The 21,380-nt window shown below is 48.3% G+C and carries 19 protein-coding genes; 6 read left to right on the top strand and 13 right to left on the bottom strand.

Annotated features, from left to right (window positions below):
* Window positions 1-14 precede the first annotated feature (14 nt).
* A complete protein-coding gene (locus tag ACQY6I_RS12295) occupies window positions 15-1,520 on the top strand; it encodes a coproporphyrinogen-III oxidase family protein (RefSeq protein ID WP_428241779.1) in 1,506 nt (501 codons plus the stop codon).
* Window positions 1,521-1,904: 384 nt separating this feature from the next.
* Window positions 1,905-3,752, top strand: coding sequence for an ABC transporter ATP-binding protein (locus ACQY6I_RS12300; RefSeq protein ID WP_428241780.1), 1,848 nt, complete (start codon window positions 1,905-1,907; stop codon window positions 3,750-3,752).
* Window positions 3,753-3,816: 64 nt separating this feature from the next.
* Here ACQY6I_RS12300 and ACQY6I_RS12305 read toward each other — a convergent pair whose 3' ends face one another.
* Window positions 3,817-4,545: a VC0807 family protein gene (locus ACQY6I_RS12305; RefSeq protein WP_428241781.1), complete on the bottom strand. Its 729-nt coding sequence runs from the start codon at window positions 4,543-4,545 to the stop codon at window positions 3,817-3,819.
* A 644-nt stretch (window positions 4,546-5,189) separates the two neighbouring features.
* On the opposite strand from ACQY6I_RS12305, the gene tnaA reads away from it, so the two are divergent.
* Entirely contained in the window at window positions 5,190-6,650 is a 1,461-nt protein-coding gene (tnaA, locus tag ACQY6I_RS12310) for a tryptophanase (RefSeq protein WP_428241782.1), read from the top strand.
* Between the two features lie 132 nt (window positions 6,651-6,782).
* Here tnaA and ACQY6I_RS12315 read toward each other — a convergent pair whose 3' ends face one another.
* From ACQY6I_RS12315 to ACQY6I_RS12325, 3 genes are all read right to left on the bottom strand, one after another.
* Entirely contained in the window at window positions 6,783-7,478 is a 696-nt protein-coding gene (locus ACQY6I_RS12315) for a hypothetical protein (protein ID WP_428241783.1), read from the bottom strand.
* A gap of 380 nt (window positions 7,479-7,858) precedes the next feature.
* A complete protein-coding gene (locus ACQY6I_RS12320; RefSeq protein WP_428241784.1) occupies window positions 7,859-10,279 on the bottom strand; it encodes an efflux RND transporter permease subunit in 2,421 nt (806 codons plus the stop codon).
* 14 nt (window positions 10,280-10,293) lie between these two features.
* Window positions 10,294-10,920 carry a TetR/AcrR family transcriptional regulator gene (locus ACQY6I_RS12325; protein ID WP_428241785.1) on the bottom strand — a complete coding sequence of 209 codons (627 nt, stop codon included), beginning with the start codon at window positions 10,918-10,920 and terminating at the stop codon, window positions 10,294-10,296.
* Window positions 10,921-11,158: 238 nt separating this feature from the next.
* Between ACQY6I_RS12325 and ACQY6I_RS12330 the strand changes: the two genes are divergently transcribed.
* Window positions 11,159-11,638 (top strand): putative 4-hydroxy-4-methyl-2-oxoglutarate aldolase, encoded by a 480-nt coding sequence (locus tag ACQY6I_RS12330; protein WP_428241786.1) that lies wholly within the window; start codon window positions 11,159-11,161, stop codon window positions 11,636-11,638.
* Window positions 11,639-11,761: 123 nt separating this feature from the next.
* Window positions 11,762-12,547 (top strand): hypothetical protein, encoded by a 786-nt coding sequence (locus tag ACQY6I_RS12335; RefSeq protein ID WP_428241787.1) that lies wholly within the window; start codon window positions 11,762-11,764, stop codon window positions 12,545-12,547.
* Here the strand turns inward: ACQY6I_RS12335 and ACQY6I_RS12340 are convergent.
* The gene (locus tag ACQY6I_RS12340) at window positions 12,527-13,438 is read right to left on the bottom strand and encodes a DMT family transporter (RefSeq protein ID WP_428241788.1); all 912 of its coding nucleotides are present in this window, start codon (window positions 13,436-13,438) and stop codon (window positions 12,527-12,529) included. The two genes, ACQY6I_RS12335 and ACQY6I_RS12340, sit on opposite strands and share 21 nt — an antisense overlap.
* A gap of 100 nt (window positions 13,439-13,538) precedes the next feature.
* Between ACQY6I_RS12340 and ACQY6I_RS12345 the strand changes: the two genes are divergently transcribed.
* Entirely contained in the window at window positions 13,539-13,988 is a 450-nt protein-coding gene (locus tag ACQY6I_RS12345) for a DUF1499 domain-containing protein (protein WP_428241789.1), read from the top strand.
* 5 nt (window positions 13,989-13,993) lie between these two features.
* Here the strand turns inward: ACQY6I_RS12345 and ACQY6I_RS12350 are convergent, their stop codons facing one another.
* The 8 genes from ACQY6I_RS12350 to nifH form a co-directional block, all read right to left on the bottom strand.
* Window positions 13,994-14,623, bottom strand: coding sequence for an HAD-IA family hydrolase (locus ACQY6I_RS12350; RefSeq protein WP_428241790.1), 630 nt, complete (start codon window positions 14,621-14,623; stop codon window positions 13,994-13,996).
* 191 nt (window positions 14,624-14,814) lie between these two features.
* Window positions 14,815-15,606, bottom strand: a complete 792-nt coding sequence (locus ACQY6I_RS12355; protein ID WP_428241791.1) for a 4Fe4S-binding leucine-rich repeat protein — start codon at window positions 15,604-15,606, stop codon at window positions 14,815-14,817.
* Between the two features lie 3 nt (window positions 15,607-15,609).
* Window positions 15,610-15,879, bottom strand: a complete 270-nt coding sequence (locus tag ACQY6I_RS12360) for a hypothetical protein (RefSeq protein ID WP_428241792.1) — start codon at window positions 15,877-15,879, stop codon at window positions 15,610-15,612.
* Window positions 15,876-16,565 (bottom strand): dinitrogenase iron-molybdenum cofactor N-terminal domain-containing protein, encoded by a 690-nt coding sequence (locus ACQY6I_RS12365; protein WP_428241793.1) that lies wholly within the window; start codon window positions 16,563-16,565, stop codon window positions 15,876-15,878. Before ACQY6I_RS12365 ends, ACQY6I_RS12360 begins: the two co-directional genes overlap by 4 nt.
* Window positions 16,565-16,786 carry a putative nitrogen fixation protein NifT gene (gene nifT / locus ACQY6I_RS12370; RefSeq protein ID WP_428241794.1) on the bottom strand — a complete coding sequence of 74 codons (222 nt, stop codon included), beginning with the start codon at window positions 16,784-16,786 and terminating at the stop codon, window positions 16,565-16,567. The genes ACQY6I_RS12365 and nifT overlap by 1 nt, the downstream gene beginning before the upstream one ends.
* 67 nt (window positions 16,787-16,853) lie before the next feature.
* Window positions 16,854-18,425, bottom strand: a complete 1,572-nt coding sequence (gene nifK, locus ACQY6I_RS12375) for a nitrogenase molybdenum-iron protein subunit beta (protein ID WP_428241795.1) — start codon at window positions 18,423-18,425, stop codon at window positions 16,854-16,856.
* Window positions 18,426-18,530: 105 nt separating this feature from the next.
* Window positions 18,531-20,012 carry a nitrogenase molybdenum-iron protein alpha chain gene (nifD, locus tag ACQY6I_RS12380; protein WP_428241796.1) on the bottom strand — a complete coding sequence of 494 codons (1,482 nt, stop codon included), beginning with the start codon at window positions 20,010-20,012 and terminating at the stop codon, window positions 18,531-18,533.
* A gap of 158 nt (window positions 20,013-20,170) precedes the next feature.
* Window positions 20,171-21,049, bottom strand: coding sequence for a nitrogenase iron protein (gene nifH, locus ACQY6I_RS12385; protein WP_428241797.1), 879 nt, complete (start codon window positions 21,047-21,049; stop codon window positions 20,171-20,173).
* Window positions 21,050-21,380 lie beyond the last annotated feature (331 nt).

Consider the following 21,380-nt stretch of genomic DNA (forward strand, 5'->3'; position numbering starts at 1 on the left):
CAAGGATGAATATCATGATACAGAAATGGTCCACCCCCGTTGCCGCCGATTGCGTTCAGCACGAGATGGCCGATGTATTTACCGCCGGTCAGAGAAATCACCATATTTCCAACACTGCATACCCAATTGCTCACGGCACAACCTGGCGTCCATATCGCGTAAAGCAGAGCGAACATGAGTCCAGGATGGTTGAGGCTTTTGAACATCTCACCCACTTTTCTCTGTATTCTCATATTCCGTTTTGTGAAACCCGTTGTTATTTTTGTGAATACACAGTCGTCGGAAAATCAGAACTCGATCAAACCAATGAGTATATGACCGCGCTGAATCGGGAGTTATCTTTGTACGGTCATCTGTTTGGCCGCCGCACATTAATTGGTTTCGACATCGGTGGCGGCACACCATCTTTTGTTGACGCAGGACTGATCGATCAGCATATAAACCAGGTCAACCAGCATTTTACCCTGACCAGCGACTGCAACATTAGCATTGAGACAACCCCCAAAATTGCTTCCCGTGAACCAAACAAAATTCATGCTTATCGTCAGAGCGGCATCAAAAGGATCAGCATGGGTATTCAGGTCACCCAGCCCGATCTGCTGAAAGCATTGGGACGAGAAGGCAATGGCCTTCAACATATTCAAGTTGCAACAGATCATATTCGCCAGGCGGGATTCGACGACTTCAATATCGACCTGATGTATGGTTTCGCTGATCAGAGTATGGCTTCCTGGGAATCCACTCTGGCCTACGCAATAAAGCTCAATCCTGAGCATATCACCCTCTATCGAATGCGTTACAAGCTGACCCGGATATCTCATCAGGCCTCGCAGGTCGAACTGGCCAGGGTGATGGAACAGGCAAAGATGGCAAAGACAATGCTGGCCGCCGCCGGATACCACGCCAATCCCGGCAAAAATACCTATACCCGACTGCAGGGACAGACGGGCACCAGCAGCTACCTGACGAGTCGGGTGATCCAGGGATCCGCTTATCTCGGTATCGGTCTGGGTTCACAAAGTTTTTCCGACACAACGATTAGCTACAATGCAGGAGCAGCTGGAAAAAATCTCTCACCCTACCTCAAGGCCATTCATCACAATGAACTTCCGATCCAGGATTGTTATCAGCTGCCGCAAACGCATATGATGGCCAAAATGGTCGCTGTCAGCCTCTACTTTGGCGAGATCAATCTGCAGTATTTTCAGCACAAATTTGGAGTTTCGCTGGAACAGGCTTATGGCCCGGCAATTGCGTATGCTCTGGAACACGAGCTGATGCAATACACCAATTCTGACAATGGCAATATCTACCAACATTCAACGATTACGGCATTTGGAGCCCACAATCCCCGTTCCCTGTCTCTGACAGTAAAAGGTGCTCAACATTTTGCGGGGACTATTGCATTGTTTTTTGCCCCTTCCGTGCAAACTTTTTTACTCCAAAGAGATCCAAAGCTTGCCGAAGACATGCACAAAAACAAAATAATGGCAGAAAAAGTATTTGCCCGAAGTCAGTAGCAGGCTATTGAAGACATCACCCCTGGAGACCTGGCACGGAAAAACGACAACGGCATCATTAGTAGAAAAATTTTTAACTCATGATGCTTCATCGCAGTCTAATAAATATCTCATATCCATGGCAGTCTTTTGTCATGTTAAAGTCCCGAATCAACGTTACCATTGAGATAACAATCAGGCCGTTCTACATTCTCGTCCCAGGCAACATTAACGCCCGAACGCTTCATGATGGCGTAACATGATAAAGTTTCTGGACATCAAATTACTGACCACCTCCTAAAATTTGTTATACTTTCGCGCCTGGATTTTCCAACCTACCCTCCATCATGCCTTTCCTGGCGTGGGCACTCGATTAACTGAAAAACCAACATATAGAGAAACTGCATGCTTCGTTTTTTTGAAAAACTGACCAATCCATTTCCCATCTCGGAACCGGACCAGCCGCCAGGTAAATTATTGGCCTTTTGTCTGCATTACTCCAAAGGCATGTGGGGATCATTAATTGCCATGTCGATAGTGACTTCACTGATCGCCATCTTTGAAGTCTCGCTGTTTGGCTTTCTGGGTAAGCTGGTGGATTGGCTGGCGGTCAAAAATCCAGCAACATTACTCACGGATGAATGGCCCACACTCACCACCATGGCATCAATCACACTGATCGGCCTGCCTCTGCTGGTGCTACTGCATGGTCTTGTGGTCCACCAGGCACTGCTTGGCAATTTTCCCATGTCCATTCGCTGGCAGGCCCACCGGTATCTGCTGAAGCAAAGCCTGTCATTTTATCAAAATGATTTCGCCGGACGGGTAGCCACTAAAGTCATGCAGACCTCACTCTCATTACGGGAAACCGTTATGAAGTTATTGGATGTCTTGGTGTTTGTCAGTGTTTACTTCGTCACCATGGTCATATTGATTGCCCAGGCCGATATTCGGCTGGTGGCACCGGTTGTACTTTGGTTGCTGGGCTATATCGCCAGCCAGTTATACTTTGTCCCGCGGCTAAAACAGGTATCCGCAGAACAAGCGAACGCCAGAGCCCTCATGACCGGCCGTATCGTTGACAGCTACACCAACATTGCCACCGTCAAACTGTTTTCCCACACCGCGCGGGAATCAGACTATGCCCATGAAGGTATGACTGAGTTTCTCGGTTCAGTCTATCGGCAGATGCGACTGGTGACCGGTTTTAATGTTTCGGTTCAGGTACTGAGCTATGTGCTGACATTTGCAGTGGCAGCGTTGTCGGTTTGGCTTTGGGTAAACGGCAATATCAGTGCCGGCGCCATTGCTATTGCCATCAGCCTGACTCTGCGTCTGAACGGCATGGCACAATGGATCATGTGGGAGGTCAGTTCGTTGTTTGAGAATATTGGTACCGTCGCCGATGGTATGGACACTTTATCCCAACCGCAGCAAATCAATGATGTTAAAGAGGCCCGTCAGCTGACCGTTGATCAGGGAAACATCCAGTACCAGAACATTGGTTTTCACTACGGCAAAGGCTCCGGCATCATTGAAGCTCTGACACTCAACATCAAACCCGGCGAAAAAGTTGGTCTGGTTGGCCGGTCTGGTGCTGGAAAATCGACGCTGGTCAATCTACTGCTCCGTTTCTATGATCTCGAATCCGGAAAGATTCTGATTGATGATCAGGATATCAGCCAAGTCACACAAGAAAGCCTGCGTAGTAAAATCGGCATGGTGACCCAGGATACTTCTTTGCTGCATCGTTCAGTTCGCGACAATATCCTCTATGGCCGTCCGGACGCTACGGAAGAGGAAATGATTGCCGCCGCCAAACAAGCCGAAGCACACGAGTTCATCCTCGGGCTCAGCGATCCTGAAGGACGCACCGGCTATGATGCTCAAGTCGGTGAACGCGGGGTGAAATTATCCGGTGGCCAGCGCCAACGAATCGCCATTGCCCGGGTGTTACTGAAAAACGCTCCTATACTGGTTCTGGACGAAGCGACTTCGGCACTTGATTCAGAAATCGAATCCGCGATTCAGCACAGCTTGTATAAGCTGATGGAAGGCAAAACCGTGATAGCGATTGCTCACCGACTATCCACTATTGCCGCCATGGACCGGTTAATTGTTCTGGATCAGGGGCAAATTGTAGAGCAGGGAACTCACCAGGAGCTGGCCAGGTCCGATGGAATATATGCTCAGCTATGGGCGCACCAGACAGGTGGTTATCTGGGGATAGAAACGGAAGAAGAAACGGTTTGATACACAGGCCCGAATATGGGCCTGAAACGATGAATCCGGCCAGAGCAGACAGCCTGGCCTTAGCTTATTCCGGCTGACTTTCCTGATGCTGCCCCACCAGCATTTCTTCCATCTTCAACCCGGTCATATTCTTTAACTGCGTCATCATGTACCAGAGCCCGGCAAATAGCACCACCATACTGGGCAGAGCAATCACGGGATAACTCAGTGCCGTCATCTTGGCCAATTCTTCGGTATAAGCCTCGGTGCCTGCGGGGCTAACCATAATCCATTTGGCCAGAACATAGTTCAACACCGAAGACAGAAAGAAAGAGCTGGCAATGATGTAGGATACATTTCGTAACTTGCTGGCAAACTCGCTGTCCAGGCCGCGCTCACGAATAATCTCCTTCACTTTGGCAACATCAATCACCTGCTCGTTAAACAGGAATAAGTTGACCAACGGATAACGGCTGCGCTGGCTTAAAATAACCATGATACCGATCAGAGCCGGAATCGTGGCCTCTTTGATGGCGATATATTTGGGGTCCAGTTTAAGTAAACTGATACCGCCGGTGAGAAATACACTGACAATCCCGAGAATGGACATCGGGTTGACCTTACCGGAATCCTTCAGCTCCCAGATTCCATATAGAATCGGGAATGCCAGGGCCACAACAATAGACCACATGGGACCAAGGGAGTCTTCGCCATTAAACTTACTGAGAATGACGACAGGAATAATGATATTAAACGCAAGATTGGCCAGAAAACCCTTCTGTTTCTTGGGCGCTTGCTGTTGTTGACTGCTCATTTGACGGATTACCATACCCACTACGTATTATTCAGCGGCAAATAGTCCTGAAAAACCGCAGCCATTGCAAATAATCTCGCCGGCTTTTCTATTTCATCAATTCCACTGCCTGAATTCACTCCTTCACAAAGTAGATAACACCTTAATATTTATGGGGCCTCTGAAAAATAGGAATAGTGTTGATGCGGGCGAGGCAGCACCACTCGCAACACTGCAATTTACGGGTGTAAATGAGGATGTGAGGCAGGTGCAGACAACGCCCTGCGCGAAAATAGGCTATTTTTCAGAGTTTCCTTATCAAACAGAGTCTCAGATTGCACTGCACTAACGCTTCTGATATATAAGATCTTCACATGCCCATGAGCATGGTTTGAATCACTCCAACAATCATCGTTGAGGTTTTTATGTACCCCAGAACAAAAATACCTGATTGGTACACTCTGGATTTTAAAATCGCCTTCTTCTTTCCTCATATCTGACCTCCTGTCCCTGTACTTCTGCAGTACACAGTCATTGCTGTCATCTCGCTTCTTTTTTTAATGCTTTTGAAGCGGCGGTGATCATTCATCATTTTTTTCACTGATCATCCAGTTGGAGATCGGTACCTGCGTCTGTCCCTGCACAGCCGTTATGAGGATTGAATCATGGAAAACTTTAAACATCTGCCAGAACCTTTTCGCATCCGCGTTATAGAACCCGTTAAACGTACTACCCGTGAATATCGTGAAGACGCTATTCTGAAAGCAGGAATGAACCCTTTTCTACTCGATAGCGAAGATGTGTTTATCGATCTGTTGACTGACAGCGGTACTGGTGCAGTCACCCAGAACATGCAGGCCGCCATGCTATGTGGCGATGAAGCCTACAGTGGCAGTCGCAGTTATCACCGGCTGGCTGCGGCAGTCGGTGACATCTTTGGTTATCAATACACCATTCCCACCCACCAGGGGCGTGGCGCCGAGCAGATCTATATTCCCGTCCTGATTGCCAAGCGCGAGAGGGAAAAAGGCCTGGACCGGAGTAAGATGGTGGCCCTGTCAAATTACTTCTTTGATACCACCCAAGGGCACACTCAACTGAACTGCTGTGTCGCCCGAAATGTGTATACAAACGACGCTTTCAATACCGCTGTTTATGCTGACTTTAAGGGCAACTTTGATCTGCCCAAACTGGAAACGGCTATTCAGGAAATCGGTCCGGCCAATGTGCCTTATATCGTCAGCACCATTACCTGCAACTCTGCAGGTGGGCAGCCGGTATCACTGGCTAACTTGAAAGCAGTTTATGAAATCGCCCAACAATACGATATTCCAGTGGTCATGGATTCTGCACGGTTTGCTGAAAACGCCTATTTCATCCAACAGCGCGAACCTGGCTACCAGAATTGGAGTATTGCCGAGATTACCCGGGAAAGTTATCGCTACGCCGATATCCTGGCCATGTCAGCCAAAAAAGATGCCATGGTCCCGATGGGCGGATTGCTGTGCTTTAAAGACGACACCCTGTTGGAAGCTTACAACGAATGTCGAACCATCTGCGTGGTCCAGGAAGGCTTTCCAACTTATGGCGGCCTGGAAGGTGGTGCCATGGAACGACTGGCGGTTGGCCTTTACGATGGCATGCGCCAGGATTGGCTGGAATACCGCATCAGACAAGTGGCCTATCTGGTAAAAGGTCTGGAAAGTGCAGGCATCGCCTGTCAGCAAGCTGGGGGTCATGCAGCATTCGTAGATGCCGGCCGTCTGCTGCCGCACATTCCGGCAGAACAATTTCCAGCTCATGCGCTGGCCTGTGAACTATATAAAGTGGCCGGGATTCGCGCTGTCGAAATCGGTTCATTGTTACTGGGTCGTGATCCGCTCACCGGCAAGCAACACCCTTGTCCAGCGGAACTACTGCGCCTGACCATTCCCAGAGCCACTTACACCCAAACTCATATGGACTTTATTATTGAGGCGTTTGAACAGGTCAAACGGAATGCCGCTAACATCAAAGGACTGACATTTACTTACGAACCCAAGGTACTGCGTCATTTTACGGCCCGCTTGCAGGAAGTCACTTCTGCTTCCATCCAAACCCGGTCTGAGGAGTGCGAAGCGCTCTGAGTATACAAAAACAGCCACTGAGTTCTGTGGCTGTTTTTTCGAATCGTGAATCAAGTTAACCGAAGGCTCATTACCTGTGTAACTTTGAGCGATTTTGATAAGGAAAAATACCTGATAACGCCAAATTAACCGTTAATTGGAACGGATTACGATACCCAGTCCCACAGAGTTGGCACTATATCCATCCAGAGTGAAGTGAGTGAAGTCCGCATTTACCCCAATTCGATCAGTAAACATATATGAGAGAGATGCATTGGCATAGAGATCCTTTCCATCCTCAGTACTGCTATCATCCCATGTATGCCGATCATCCGATCCTTCGTCAAGAGTCACTCTTATATCTGTAGACGCTTGCCAAAACAATAACCCCAACTTAGGTGAAAAAATCAACGAATCCGTAATATGGAATGGTTTGCGAACATATAGACCTATACCGCTCAGGTTTAGTCTCCCTGTTGCCGACAGCTCTTTATAATAACTACCCCAGTACCTGTCCAGACCTCTATTTTGTTCGACCGTTGCTTCACCAAAGTGATAAAAAGTTGCCCCTATATCGAGAGCACTAAAGGAATAATTTACTCCCACATACATGCCCAGAGAATAAGTATCCTCAGAAGTTCCTTGATCAGAAATGGTGTAATTAGCAGAACTATTCGCGTAGTAATACAAATCAGCATGCATAGAAACCGCACTTGTAGTAATCAATTCTGACTGATCGACTACCATCGGCCCGGCTTCTAGTTGCCATTGTCCACCAGATTGAGATGCACTGTATCCAAAGCTGGAAATGCCTACCATAAGACCCACCAGTATCTGCCCGTGCTGCATATATAAACTCCTTTATATAAAACGCCAACGAAAGGCATAAATGATACCGAAACTGAGATCCAGTAAAAACATATTATTCTCGGACAAAGCCCACTTTATGTCAGCATTTCACCGTTCATCTGGATCTATTTCAATGGGAGCCTCTGAAAAATAGGAATAGTTTTGATGCTGGCGAGAAAATATCACTCGCAACACCGCAATTTACGGGCGTAAATGAGGATGTGAGACGGGGACTAACAACGTCATGCGCGAAAATAAGTCATTTTTCAGAGGTTTCCAATGGTCTTTTTCCATCAAGAACTCAAGCATGACTCAATGGCCGGTTACAAAGTAACCGCTATCGAAGATAACAATCAAAAACCGCTCTACACCAAAAACTATTAGAGTTTCTTATTATCATACAATCGCATCATCAATGCCGGCGAAAGCAGAAAATCAGCAATCAGTGCCAGCGCAATGGTGATTGAAATCAGCAAGCCGAAATTACGGACATTTAACATACTGGAAGCCAACAAAGTACCAAAGCCGCAACAGAGCACAATAGAGGTGGTCAGCATGGCTTTGCCGGAAGTATGCAGGGTTCGGGTTATGGCATCCCGTACATCGTGACCATTACTGTAGTATTCGCGAAAATGGTGCATAAAGTGAACGGTATCGTCCACTGCAATACCAATGGCAATCGACGCAACGAGTATCGTGAACATGTCCAGTGGAATATCCAGATAGTGCATCAATCCCATCATGCACACGATTGGCAACAGGTTGGGAATCATCGCAATGAGTCCGAGACGAATGCTGGATAACATGATCATTAACATGATCGCAATCACCGCAAAAGCAATGGCATAACTGCGTGCGGTGGTGCGGATCACCGAGTAGAGGGTTTTTCCCAACACTGGCGCGACACCGGTAATTCCCACTGTCGCCAGTCCCTCGAACTGCTGTTGCAGTCGGGCTGATATTTCATCCTGAAACGGACGATACAACGTCGTGTCTATCCACGGCATAATTACGACCATTCGGGTTTGCTGAAACTGACTGTCGACAATGCGTTTCAGTTCATCAGCACCAGAGTTTTCAAAGATAAACAGCTCGTTGGCAATGACAGCACGATCATCCGGAATCAAATACTCAGCCGGGTCACCATTATGCAAAGCCTGATTGCTCTCTTTGATCACATAGGTCAGGCCAGACACTTTGGCAACAGCAAAATCACGGGTTTTATAATGCTCAAGCCAGGTTACCGCTGCGTCCATCTGGTGAAGTACATCGGGATTGTACAAACCATTTACAACACCGGTATCAATTATAATTTCCACCGGAATTGAACCCCCCATATGTTCGTCAATGGTTTCAATCGCATGTCTGGCCTCCATATTTTTGGGCAGCCATTTTAACGGGTTATGAGAAAATTCAAGTTGCCTGATCCCCCACCCCGCCAGCAGAAAAAATCCAACCGCAATTACCATAATCGTGACAGGAAAACGAATACTGGTTCGAATATGCCAGTTAATAAACCTGGCAATGACAGTATGGTTTGAAACGGCGGGGATGCTTTTACGTTTTATGTCAAACCGACTGATGAGCGCCGGGATCAGTATCAGAGAATATGACAACGCAATAACAACACCAATTGCAGAGAAAAATCCCAGATAACTAAGAGGAATAATGGGAGCACCAACAAAAGACAACAGCCCGGCCGCCGTTGTCAAACTGGTCAGAATAATCGGAATCGCCGTCAGCCGCATGGTTCGTTTCAATGCTTCCAGCTTCTCCATACCCTGATCATAATAATCAAAAAAAATCGACATGAAGTGAACTGCATCGCCGATGGTCACTGTCAATATGAATGTCGGTACAATCATCATCGGTAGCATGATTGGAACCCGCAACATACAAATTAAACCAGCCAGGGTCAGCATCGTCAGCAACACCACGACCATGGGAAACTGCACACCTTCACGGCGACGGAACAATAACCCCAAAAAGATAACGATAGTGATCATCGCCAGCGGCATGAACAGGAGCATTTCCCGAATCATAGAGCGTGTCAGCCCGTGGGAAACCACAGGCATCCCCCCCATATACACTTCCATTCCCTGCTGTCGGTAGGGTTCGATAACCGCTGCAACCTGATCCACCATGGCATCCAATTTTGCCGCTGGCAACAATGGCCTTTCCACAGCTGTATCCATCAGCTCAGTCATATCACTGCTAAATGCCATATCATCAAATGCATCGCTGGGCACGGCATGTTCATCGATATCATACGTCACCGGTCGGATTGTCATGGTGGTGTAATAACCATCGTCAGAAATCACCAGATCCTGCAACAATGGATCTGCGACGATTTTTTTGCGAATGACATCAAGCTGCTGTTGGGTCTCCGGATAGGGATCAAAGTAATCACCCACCACAAAACCATCACTGGTTCCACGGGTCTCGCGCGCGGTTAGCAAACTGTCGACATCATCCACCCAGCTGACATGATTTTCGAGATCATCCTGCAAAGTCTGAAGACGGGTCAGAAATTCGAAGCTGAAGATTTCATCCGAACGGATAGTCAATAAGATAAAGTCAGAACGACCGTATTGTTCCCGGGAGGCATTCAGCGCCAGAATGTCAGGATCCTGATCTGACAGAAAACTTTCTGTGGAAGTATCAAAACGTACAAACCACAACTGTGTTGCCATTAATAAGGTAAATACAACAACAGCGAGGATAAAACGTTCGGGGTAATGGTGGATAGTTTCCACCAGATGAACCAGTTTCAGTTCGATGATATGTTTCCACTGCTTCATAATTGTCCTGTCAGTCAAGAATGCGCGGGATTCAGAACGCCATGCATGAGCAAGGTTATTTGTGCTTGCGCCAAGCGCTCACGGTTTTCCTCATTGAACGGGTAATCGAGAATTTCCTCACCGATTGGCTGCATGGCTAATGGGAAGATCAATAATGCCGCCAACAGAAAACTCAGCAGCTTTGGATCCTCTGCCGGATCAATCAGGTTATTATTCTGCAGCTTGGCCAACACCTTGCGTAGTCGTAAATTCACTGGCCGGGCCAGTTCATTGACCACCAGATTTTTCAATAACTGATTGTCTGACAGCAGCGTTCTGATAATCAGTCGTGCCATATCTGCCGGGATGCGTCTGGATACTGTCAGCATCAGCTGCTTCAGAAATTCGGGAGAGGGGTCCTGAATGGTCTCATTCAGCAATGTCACCACCGGCGACAGCATTTCCTTCATGGCATTTTCGAACAGGCCGATTTTATTCCCAAAATAATACGCAATCAGTGCCGAATTCACTCCGGCAAGATTAGCTATTTGTCGAGTGGAAACATGATCAAAATCATGCTTTAAAAACAACTCTTGAGCAGCTGCAATCAATGCACTTCTGGCATCTGTTTTTTCGCTCTGCCTGGGTCTGCCGGTTTTCATAGCGGTAACGGTTGCTTTTATTGTAAATAGAAGGACACTACGCCAATCAAGAAACTAAGCAAGCGATTAAATTCATCATTTTTAATCAGCCGATTAATCCCTGCTGATGAATATAGCCTGTTTCAGTGACAATGACATTGCTGAACTCATGGGAAAATGATTTCAGCACCGATTTTCCATATGACGCTACGTAGAGAGCACTGGAAATCATACCAACAATAATATTGGAGGAGACATCATGAACATTTCCACACCTGATTTATGCGACGAATTTGAAGAAAGCCTGAGTATCCTGAGTCCGGGTTTTAAGGATTTTGGTGGTATACACCAGTTTTATGGTCAGGCGGTGACCATTAACTGTCTGAACGATAACTCCAAGATCAAGGCCATGTCCGTCACTTCCGGACATGGCAAAGTTATGGTAGTGGACGGGCAGGCATCGATGGATTATGCCCTGCTGGGCGATATGATCGGTGATGACCTGGTCAAGAATGGCTGGTCCGGTATCATCATCAACGGCTGTATCCGGGATGTAGAAGCACTGAGAACTCTGCAACTCGGTATCAAGGCATTGAACAGCATACCGCGCCGATCACTCAAGCGGGATCAGGGCGAAGTGAATGTTACATTACAGTTCTCAGGTGCCACTATTGATCCGGAAGACTGGGTTTACGCCGATGAAAGCGGCATTGTGGTGTCAAAACATAAGCTCATTTAAAGTATGTTCCAGCAGCTCTCCCCAGCGTTAATCTGGGGATTCTGCTCTGATTCATGAGTAATTCACATCTGCTTGATCATACTGCCCTCCCCAATCCATATTGCGCAAGGACTCCAAGCAGTTATGTTACGTCTCGTGTTACTCGTCCCCATCATTTTGCTCAGTGGGTGCATTTCCACCCGTCCTGATGTTATTCGTTCAAGTTCACTGGACGATGCAGCAGAAACGGCCAGTCGAGAAAACCCGGACGAGCGTCATCTCAACAGCGACGTGACATGGAATGAAGACCAACACCAAGACAGGCCGGCAGAGATTGAAAAAAGTACGTCCACACACTGGATCAGATCACCCAACAGTTTAACTGACGACGACGACGCCATTGGATTTGCGCTGGAACTGGGCACCATCAGCCCATCATTCACAGGTCGCAGCGATGGACGGATCACCGTGGATCAGCAGTATCTGGCCCGAGCCTCAGTGATTTCCCTGATCAATGACCGCTGGCAGGCCAAACTGACCGCCAGCCTGGGAGCGGGTTCAGCGGATATCGATGCACCTGTCAAAAGTGAGAGCTACCTGGAATGGGGATTTGATCTGCTGGCCGTCCGGCAACTCAGCCCGCATCTGGCGGCAGAGTTTGGTGCCGGCTATTTCGGAGGTGCCGTCTATTTTAATTATCAGAACCCCATCATTGATGCCGGCCAAAGCATCAACAGCGATTTACTGGGTTATGACGGAATTCGAACCCCCATCGGCCTGACGCTGAACTATGGCCATTTGACCACCAGCCTGTATGCCCTTCCGGAATTGGCCTTCTACAACGAACATTCTGTCGAAGGTTTCCGTAATGACTGGCAGCAGGTCGATTATCGAATTCGCGCCCAGTGGTTATTCGGCTGGCGTTTCTGACATTTCAGATTGCGGTGCCTTGTGCTGATTCTGGAACCATAACGCTGCAACGATTACCAATAATCCAACCACAGTCAGGCTGCCAATTTTTTCTCCCAGCACCTGACTGATCAGGATCAGCGACACAAACGGTGACAGAAAGATCAGATTGGAGATCATACTGGTCCTACTGGTACTCTTCATTGCTTGCAGCCACAGCACAAACGTAATACCCATTTCAAACAGCCCCACATAAATCCCGGAAAGTGTGCTTTTTAAAGTCCAGACACCCGCCTGATCCTGCAACAAAAACAGCAGCGTGGTGAATGGCAATGCTGCAAGAAAATTCTGAAAGATAGCGGTGGTTGGCTCCCGCTGATCTTTGGAGTTCATCAACCAATAACCCGCCCATAAGAAGGTACTGAATAATGCCAGCGCAACACCGGTCATCGTCACCGGCTGGCCGGACGAACGGCCACCCAGACTGATCAACAGAACACCGCCATAGGCAGCAACCATGCTGATCAGATCGCGACGGCTGAAGCGGTGTCCCAGTACCGGAATTGCCAGCAGCGACAACGTAATGGCCCAGGTATAGTTGATGGGTTGCGCCACCTGCGCCGGAAGACGCTGGTAAGCAGAAAACAATACCAGGTAGTAGCACAGGGGGTTAATGAAGCCCAAAACCAGCGCCATTTTCGCGTGCCGACGAAAATCCCGCAAAGCACTCCCCAAACGACGCTGCAACAACAAAATAACAGCGACAGCGGCAACCGTGGTCAGATCCGCCAGCCACAACAGCTGTATCAGCGACTGCTCCGCCAGAGCCAGCTTAAAAGCAGTGGCAACTGTGGACCACAGGGCAATGGCACAAAGCGCATAAGTCATCGCCTTTTTGTCGTTTACATGCATGCAATATTTCCTGTTGTGACTGCTAAAAAGAACGTAAGCTTATCAGAATCTTCAGACTGTCATTAAAATGGGACCGGCTATGAAACGGGGGATAAAAATTATGTGGGTAGTCATTGGGATTCTACTGTTACTGATCGGTATCGGCTTTGCCAGAATTTATATCCAGAACAACCAGGTTCCGCCATTGGGTCTTCATGCTGGCCAGCTGGCTGCAGTCCCACAATCACCAAATGCAGTCTCCACCCAAACCGATGACCTTGGCAAAAAAGTCAGTCCGTTGCCCTTCAAACATGACCCCGAAAGCACCATGGAAGCCATTATTGCCGCGGTAAAGCAATACGGTGGAGCAAAAATCATCAAACAGGAGCGCGATTATCTCTACGTCGTTTTTACCACACCGCTGATGAGGTTTCATGACGATGCGGAATTCTATCTTGACGAAACCAACCGGCTGGTACATTTCCGTTCCTCCAGCCGGGTTGGATATTCAGATATGGGCCTCAACCGAAAACGCTATGACATGCTGAAAGAATTTTATCTGACAAAATAGGCTGATCAGCGTCGAATGAGTTCCGGCAACAGGGTCATATCATCAAACGAAACAACCTCATCAAACTCGCAGGGCTCATCAAAACGATTAAAGAAAAATGTTCTGGCTCCTGCCCGGTAGCCAGCTTCGACTCCCACTAGCGAATCATCTACCACGGCACACTCGGCAATATCATGACCCATTGCCCGGGCCGCCGCCTGATAGATTCCCGGATCCGGCTTCCAGATACCCAGTTCATAAGAACTGAAAATATTGTCCCCGAAATAATCTGCCAGCCCACACAGTCTCAATGACTGGGCTATTTTGGGTGGCGGGCCGCTGGACACGACCGCCTTGGGATAGGGTAACTGCTCCAACGTGGCAACAATGCCGTCGATTGGTTGCAGCTCTGATTCAAACAAATCGGCAACCACGGCGCGATAAGATGGAATAAAGTCATCATCAAGGGTGAGCCCATATTGCCCGGCAATGGTGGCCAGAGTACGGTCCAGTTTCCAGCCACGATAACGAACCACCAGTTCATCGACATCCAACGTCACCCCCAGGTGTTGAAATTGAATGACCAGCCCAAGATTACACAGCCGTTCACTATCCACCAGGGTGCCGTCACAATCAAACAGAAGACAGCTCGTCATCAAACCTCCGCCATATGCCAAACCAGAAACCACCGGTTAATACCATATTGATGATCAGGAAAACAAGGCCCGGACCTTCGACGAACTGGAGATTAATGGCTTACGACAGAAACCATTCACAGACAGGAAACGTCCGGCAAAAAGCGATTAGTGGATACCGGCGTCACCAGAGCAGCTGGCGAAAGACCAAATTAACAGCGCTCTTCCGGCGCAGCCCCTGTGGTGGGCCCAGGGCTGGATAGTCGTTGCCGGGCCATAGTGCGAACTTCTTCATCCGGATCATTTTGCAACGCGCTCATTAGCGCCTGCGGTGCCCGGGCTGCCACTTCCAAACGCACGGTCCAGTCATCGTCATCAACAAATAACGTCAGCTGCTCGGGCATCAGCCGGCTGGCAACCACACGGCGCACTTCCGGTTCACTATCATCAGCCATCAAGACCAGACTTTCTGCGGGCAATCGCTGGGCGACCACTTTTCGTACCTGCCGGTCCGGATCGCGAATTAACCGGAACAGCCGACCGGCTGGCAGGCGCTGAGCCACATAAGCCCGGACCAGATAATCACTATCGGCCACCAACCGCTCAACCTGATCAATGGCGATCCGATCTGCTACCGTAATTCTGACTTCACGGTCAGGATCATCGATCATCGCCAACAACTGATATTTCGGCAGCCGATAGGCCACCGTCCGGCGTACTGCCTCGTCCGGATCGGCAAACATATGCTTCAAATATTCAACCGGTGCATACCGTGCCGCCAATGCCCGTCGCTGCCAGACAATATCCGTCAAATAGCCTATCGACTCTTCCGGATTAGCGCGGAAGAACCGTTCAATCTGGCGACCACTGATAGACATAACGCAACGATCTCCAGGTTGACAATGGCCTTCCATTAATAGCGTCTGCCGGTGTCGACAAGCTGAACAGTCAACGGATTCAGAGTGAGATTCCAATGTCGCCTTATGACTATCTGCATTGCTCACGACTCACCACTCCTCCCCAATTTCAGCAAAAACGACACCCGACGCATGCTCAGGCTGAGTAGTCAACTGAGCACAATGATCGCTGGAATTCACCAGGTAGACATTAAAGTCATCGCGCTCACGAACCGGTCGGGCATTACCCATGTCGTCATCAAACGCATACGTAAAATGCCAGTCAGGATATACCTGTTTGAGGGAAACAATCGTCGCCTCAGACAAACCAGACCCGGCCACATAAGCAATCACATCATCCAGTTGCTGCTCACTGATCATGACACACATGCCTCCGATTGAGTTTGCGCCATAATTTTTGCCAGCCACGGTGGCGGTGATTCAGCCAGTACCACACGTAACCGTTCGGCCTGCTCAGTCACCGCACCGCTTTTGGGGAATTTTATCGGAAATAATCCGGTCTTGATGACTTTAGCAGCAGCCGGACCACCAATCGACATGGTGTACAACACCTGACAATCGGCAATCACCGCCGCCCGATATTCATTCTTATCTTCGCCTTCCGGTTCCTGATCCGCACTGCGAATAGCGATCAAACGACTCTCTTCGGCAGAGATCTGATAAATCATAAAATATCGGCAGGAACCGAAATGACCGTCAATCTGATCACCGGTGTTGGAACACATGGCAACCCGAATCGATCCCGGCATATCACCATCGTGATAGGGATCTACCTCTGGAAGCCCTGATTTGCCGTCCAGATCCATATCCAGGCCTTTTAAGAAACGCACTGCTTTTTTTAAATACTGGGTATCGACATCGGCAAAAACATCACTGGCCTGTTGCAACCGGTTAACCCGGACTTTTGCCAGCTTACTGGTTGTCAGGGGTTCACCTACCAGTGAAATAAGCGCCTTTAGCAGTGTCGCTACCTCACATTCCGGGATCTCCCGTGCGGCCAGCGCGATACGCAACGCGGCTTCATGGGCAATTGCGCCTTCGCTCATCACTCACCTCCTGCACGCCTGGCCCTGACAGTGACCGGTAACCGGGGCATTTCCGCCATGGGCTCAAAATAGTACTTGCTGCCATCGGACAGCTCGAACTCTCCACCCCAGTTTCCCGGACCTTCAAATTCCATGGCAACGATCACATCTTCAAGATCTTTCTTGGCCACATAACAGGTTAACTGGCCACTTTCATTATTACGCAGTATGACATTCGGCATAATCAAACTCCCAAACAAGAATGAGGGGGCAAACCTCAGTCAGCCCCCTTGAGCATGTAACTACGAACTAACGAACCAGATCGTAGTTGTAGTCAGTGGTTTGCATGCCGCGAGTGTCATCATCCAAACGCTCCAGTACTGCATTAACTAATGTAGTCAATATCTGCATGGCTCCTTCGTAACCGAGAGTGGTTTGACGGTGCAGGTGATGACGATCGAAGATCGGGAAACCGATTCGAATCAATGGCACTTCATGTTCTTTACCCTTATGCAAGGTATCGCGCTGGATAAACTTGCCATAAGAGTTACCGATCATGAAATCCGGCTTGTTGGTAAATACCAGCGAGCGCATGTGCCAGAGATCTTTACCGATATGCACTTCACAATCGTTGCCATACGGTGATTCTGCCAGAATGGCATCCATGGCTTTTTTCCAGCGCTTGTTGGCATTGTTCGCCAGAATATGCGTCGGTTCAGCGCCCAGCTCCAACAGGAACTTGCTCATTCCCATGACAAAATCAGGATCACCCCAAAGTGCATACTTCTTGCCATGCAACCAGGTGTGGGAGTCTGTCATCATATCAACCAACCGACCACGCTCGGTCGCCAGCACTTCAGGGATGTCCTGACCGGTTATCTCGGAAACCTTCATCAGGAATTCATCCGTCCACTCAAGGCCCATAGGAATGCTCAGCTTGGGCACTTCATGATGCCAGGTATTGGTCACATATTTTTTGGACTTATCAGACTGCCAGGGCTGTAAAAAAATCGTGTTGAAAGCATTCGGCGCATCTTTGATTTCGTCCAGAGTTGTGCCACCTTCATACATACGGTACTGGCCATCCGCAGGTGTATCCAGAACTTCGGATGGATCAGACAATAAAGACAGAGAAACTCCCATGTCCGACATCATCCGTCTGATTACCCGGTAGTTACCCAGATAAGTTTCAAACCCTGGCACGATGTTCAACTTGCCATTGCTACCCACTTCTTTGTCTTCCATATAATTGAGGGTAAAGTAACGGGCAATACCTTCGAACATATTATCCCAACCAGTCGTATGACTACCGACAAAACTGGGCGTATGCGCAAAAGGCGTTGGAAACTCTTGGGGAATATGACCTTCATTCTTGGAATTACTGATAAACGCATTGAGGTCATCACCAATCACTTCGGCCATACAGGTGGTGGAAACAGCAATCATTTCCGGTTTGTACATGGCCTTGGCATTTTCCAGACCATCCTTCATGTTACTTTGACCACCAAATACCGCGGCATCTTCAGTCATGGAATCTGAGACACAGGCAACCGGCTCTTTAAAATGACGGTTAAAATAAGTACGGAAATAAGCAACACATCCCTGACTACCATGCACGTAAGGCAGCGTTTTTTCAAACCCCAGAGAACACAATACAGCGCCCAGTGGCTGACAGGCCTTAGCCGGATTGACAGTCAACGCCTGACGCTGAAAGTTAAGCTCCTTATATTCTTCAGTCGTCGTCCACTGAAAAACTTCCTCAATTTTTTCTTGAGAGTGTACTTCTTCAAACTGCTCACGTTTGCTGGCCAGCAGATCGACGTACTCCTGCTCACGGAACAACGGATAGCTGGGTTTGATATCTTCAACTTTCTGACTCATGTTTTTACCCTCCCGCGCCACTAATCTGTGGACTGACGGTTATCGATTTTTCGGGGCAGGCATTGCCGAGACAATGCCCGTTTACAATCACTGTGACATCATTGATCAGGCCGTCGCCGCTTCCAGAATGTCTTCCTCTTCAGTTTTTTTCCAGGGCGCTTCCAGCTTCTTCCAACACGGATTATTCAGGGTCATGTCCATATCCTTGGCAAAAATGGCGAAACCATCAAAGCCATGATAAGGACCGGAATAATCCCAGGAGTGCATTTGTCTGAATGGCACACCCATTTTCTGGAAGATATATTTCTCTTTGATACCAGAACCGATCAGATCCGGTTTGACCTTCTTAACGAACTCTTCAAATTCGTAGCCAGTCACATCGTCATATAACAGCGTTGCACTGCCCATTTCCTTGAGGGTACGGTCATAGTCATCATTGTGGCCAAACTCATATCCGGTACCCACAACTTCCATGCCCAGATCTTCATAAGCCCCGATCACGTGGCGTGGACGCAAACCACCTACATACAGCATTACCCGTTTGCCTTCGAGACGTGGACGGTACTTAGCTACCACCGCTTCCCATTCGGGTTTGTACTTCTCAATCACTTCCTCGCATTTCTGCTGGATGCTTTCATCAAACTGAGCAGCAATTTTACGCAGCGACTCAATGGTTTTGGTGGGACCGAAGAAGTTGTATTCCAACCAGGGGATACCATACTTCTCTTCCATATGACGGGAGATGTAGTTCATGGAACGGTAACAATGCACCAGATTCAGTTTAACTTTCGGTGTCAGCTCCATTTCAGAAATAGTGCCATCACCGGACCACTGTGCAACCACCCGCAACCCCATCTCTTCAAGCAGGATACGGGAAGACCAGGCATCACCACCGATGTTGTAATCACCAATAATTGCAACATCGTAAGGCGTTGTGGCAAAGCTGTTATCATCGTCACGTTTGCTTAAAGCCCAGTCACGAATGGAGTCGTTGGCAATGTGGTGACCCAGAGATTGGGAAACACCACGAAAGCCTTCACAACGAACCGGCACAACGGTTTTTCCGGTTTCTTTGTTTTTCTTCTTGGCAACAGCTTCGATGTCGTCACCGATCAAACCAATCGGACATTCTGACTGAATCGAAATCCCTTTATTCAACGGGAACAACATTTCAATTTCATCAATCAGTTTATCGAGCTTCTTATCACCGCCAAATACGATATCCTTTTCCTGGAAATCAGACGTGAAATTCATAGTCACAAAGGTATTCACTCCGGTGGTGCCGATATAATAATTACGGCGTCCAGCGCGGGAATATTGCCCGCAACCAACGGGGCCATGGGAAATATGAATCATGTCCTTGATAGGTCCCCAGACCACACCTTTGGATCCGGCATAAGCACAACCACGAATGGTCATTACACCTGGAAGGGATTTTTTATTGGAAGTAATACATTTTTTGGACTGTTCAAGCTCAGGGTCATTTGGACTCAAATGCTTGGCGCGGTCTTTCTGTGCTTTCTCAGGATAAACTTCCAATACTTCCTGAATCAAAGCGTCTGTTTCTTCACGAGTCATGCCAGCCATGATCTGTCTCCTATAACTGGGTAACAGGGAGTCGAAATATCAATTATTCCGTCCTGATAGGGCTAATCCGCCCTATCCCGTTTTAAATGTGTTTCACATAATGTGCTGAAACATCTCTTGTCCGGCACTCTCGATACCGGACATATACGCACCTTCTATCAGGCTTCCAGCTCAGTGGCTGTTTTACCAATGATGCTTTCATCCTCTTCATCCAGAATGCCGAATTCCATCAACAGTTCTTCCAACTCATCCATAGTCAAAGGATTGGGGATGACAAACGTTTTGTTTTCAATGATCTTATTGGCCAAAGCCCGGTACTCGTCAGCCTGACCGGCTTTTGGATCGTACTCGATTACAGTCATACGGCGAATTTCCGCGCGTTGTACAACATTGTCACGAGGAACAAAATGAATCATCCGGGTACCAAGCTTGGCAGCCAGCGCTTCGATCAGCTCATCTTCACGATCCGTATTACGTGAATTACAGATCAATCCAGCTAAGCGCACACCACCGGAGTTAGCGTACTTCACAATACCTTTTGAAATGTTGTTGGCAGCATACATTGCCATCATCTCACCGGAGCAAACGATGTAGATTTCCTGAGCCTTGTTTTCACGAATAGGCATGGCAAATCCACCACAAACCACATCACCCAATACATCATAAAAAACGAAGTCTAGATCTTCTTCGTAAGCGCCTTCTTCTTCCAGGAAGTTGATGGCTGTAATCACACCACGACCAGCACATCCGACACCAGGCTCAGGGCCACCGGACTCAACACATTTGACATTGCCGTAACCGGTTTTTAATACATCTTCCAGCTCCAGATCTTCTACGGTACCCGCTTCAGCCGCCATCTCCATAATGGTATTCTGAGCTTTAGAATGCAGCATCAGTCGAGTCGAATCGGCTTTCGGATCACAACCAACGATCATGACTTTTCTACCGGCCTCTGCTAACGCGGCAACCAGGTTTTGAGTAGTGGTAGACTTACCAATACCGCCCTTACCATAAATTGCACATTGACGTAGTCCCATTTTGGAATCTCCTCTGTTGTCGGTCCCCACTCCCATCATGAAAGCAGGGTTAGAAAAATGCCTGGAAGCCACTTACCATACGAACCAACATGCAGGTGGCAGCTTCGGGCCTTACAGGACAACAACACTGGTGCAGGCACTGTGCCACTACACCAGAATCAGATAACTTGTTGATTTTTATTAATTTTTATCAAAACAAGGGCATCAGGATGTATGCTTTCTTCATGACAATGCCACCTGACATCGTGTTGCAATGGTGACAAACCGACACGACAAACAACTGTTCACGGATACTCACCACAATGCCGGTTACTACGGCGTTCTAAGTAAG

The sequence above is a fragment of the Gynuella sp. genome, assembly GCF_050297175.1.
In the GTDB taxonomy this organism is placed as follows: Bacteria; Pseudomonadota; Gammaproteobacteria; order Pseudomonadales; family Natronospirillaceae; genus Gynuella.

Coding starts and splice junctions, on each gene's coding strand:
- ACQY6I_RS12295 (WP_428241779.1), top strand. CDS start 15: ATGATACAGAAATGGTCCACCCCCGTTGCCGCCGATTGCGTTCAGCAC.
- nifD (WP_428241796.1), bottom strand. CDS start 20,012: ATGGCTGGCATGACTCGTGAAGAAACAGACGCTTTGATTCAGGAAGTA.
- ACQY6I_RS12315 (WP_428241783.1), bottom strand. CDS start 7,478: ATGCAGCACGGGCAGATACTGGTGGGTCTTATGGTAGGCATTTCCAGC.
- ACQY6I_RS12345 (WP_428241789.1), top strand. CDS start 13,539: ATGTGGGTAGTCATTGGGATTCTACTGTTACTGATCGGTATCGGCTTT.
- ACQY6I_RS12360 (WP_428241792.1), bottom strand. CDS start 15,879: ATGATCAGTGAGCAGCAACTGGATGATGTGATTGCTTATGTGGCCGGG.
- nifK (WP_428241795.1), bottom strand. CDS start 18,425: ATGAGTCAGAAAGTTGAAGATATCAAACCCAGCTATCCGTTGTTCCGT.
- ACQY6I_RS12320 (WP_428241784.1), bottom strand. CDS start 10,279: ATGAAGCAGTGGAAACATATCATCGAACTGAAACTGGTTCATCTGGTG.
- ACQY6I_RS12325 (WP_428241785.1), bottom strand. CDS start 10,920: ATGAAAACCGGCAGACCCAGGCAGAGCGAAAAAACAGATGCCAGAAGT.
- ACQY6I_RS12365 (WP_428241793.1), bottom strand. CDS start 16,565: ATGAGCGAAGGCGCAATTGCCCATGAAGCCGCGTTGCGTATCGCGCTG.
- ACQY6I_RS12330 (WP_428241786.1), top strand. CDS start 11,159: ATGAACATTTCCACACCTGATTTATGCGACGAATTTGAAGAAAGCCTG.
- tnaA (WP_428241782.1), top strand. CDS start 5,190: ATGGAAAACTTTAAACATCTGCCAGAACCTTTTCGCATCCGCGTTATA.
- ACQY6I_RS12305 (WP_428241781.1), bottom strand. CDS start 4,545: ATGAGCAGTCAACAACAGCAAGCGCCCAAGAAACAGAAGGGTTTTCTG.
- nifT (WP_428241794.1), bottom strand. CDS start 16,786: ATGCCGAATGTCATACTGCGTAATAATGAAAGTGGCCAGTTAACCTGT.
- ACQY6I_RS12340 (WP_428241788.1), bottom strand. CDS start 13,438: ATGCATGTAAACGACAAAAAGGCGATGACTTATGCGCTTTGTGCCATT.
- ACQY6I_RS12350 (WP_428241790.1), bottom strand. CDS start 14,623: ATGACGAGCTGTCTTCTGTTTGATTGTGACGGCACCCTGGTGGATAGT.
- ACQY6I_RS12300 (WP_428241780.1), top strand. CDS start 1,905: ATGCTTCGTTTTTTTGAAAAACTGACCAATCCATTTCCCATCTCGGAA.
- ACQY6I_RS12335 (WP_428241787.1), top strand. CDS start 11,762: ATGTTACGTCTCGTGTTACTCGTCCCCATCATTTTGCTCAGTGGGTGC.
- nifH (WP_428241797.1), bottom strand. CDS start 21,049: ATGGGACTACGTCAATGTGCAATTTATGGTAAGGGCGGTATTGGTAAG.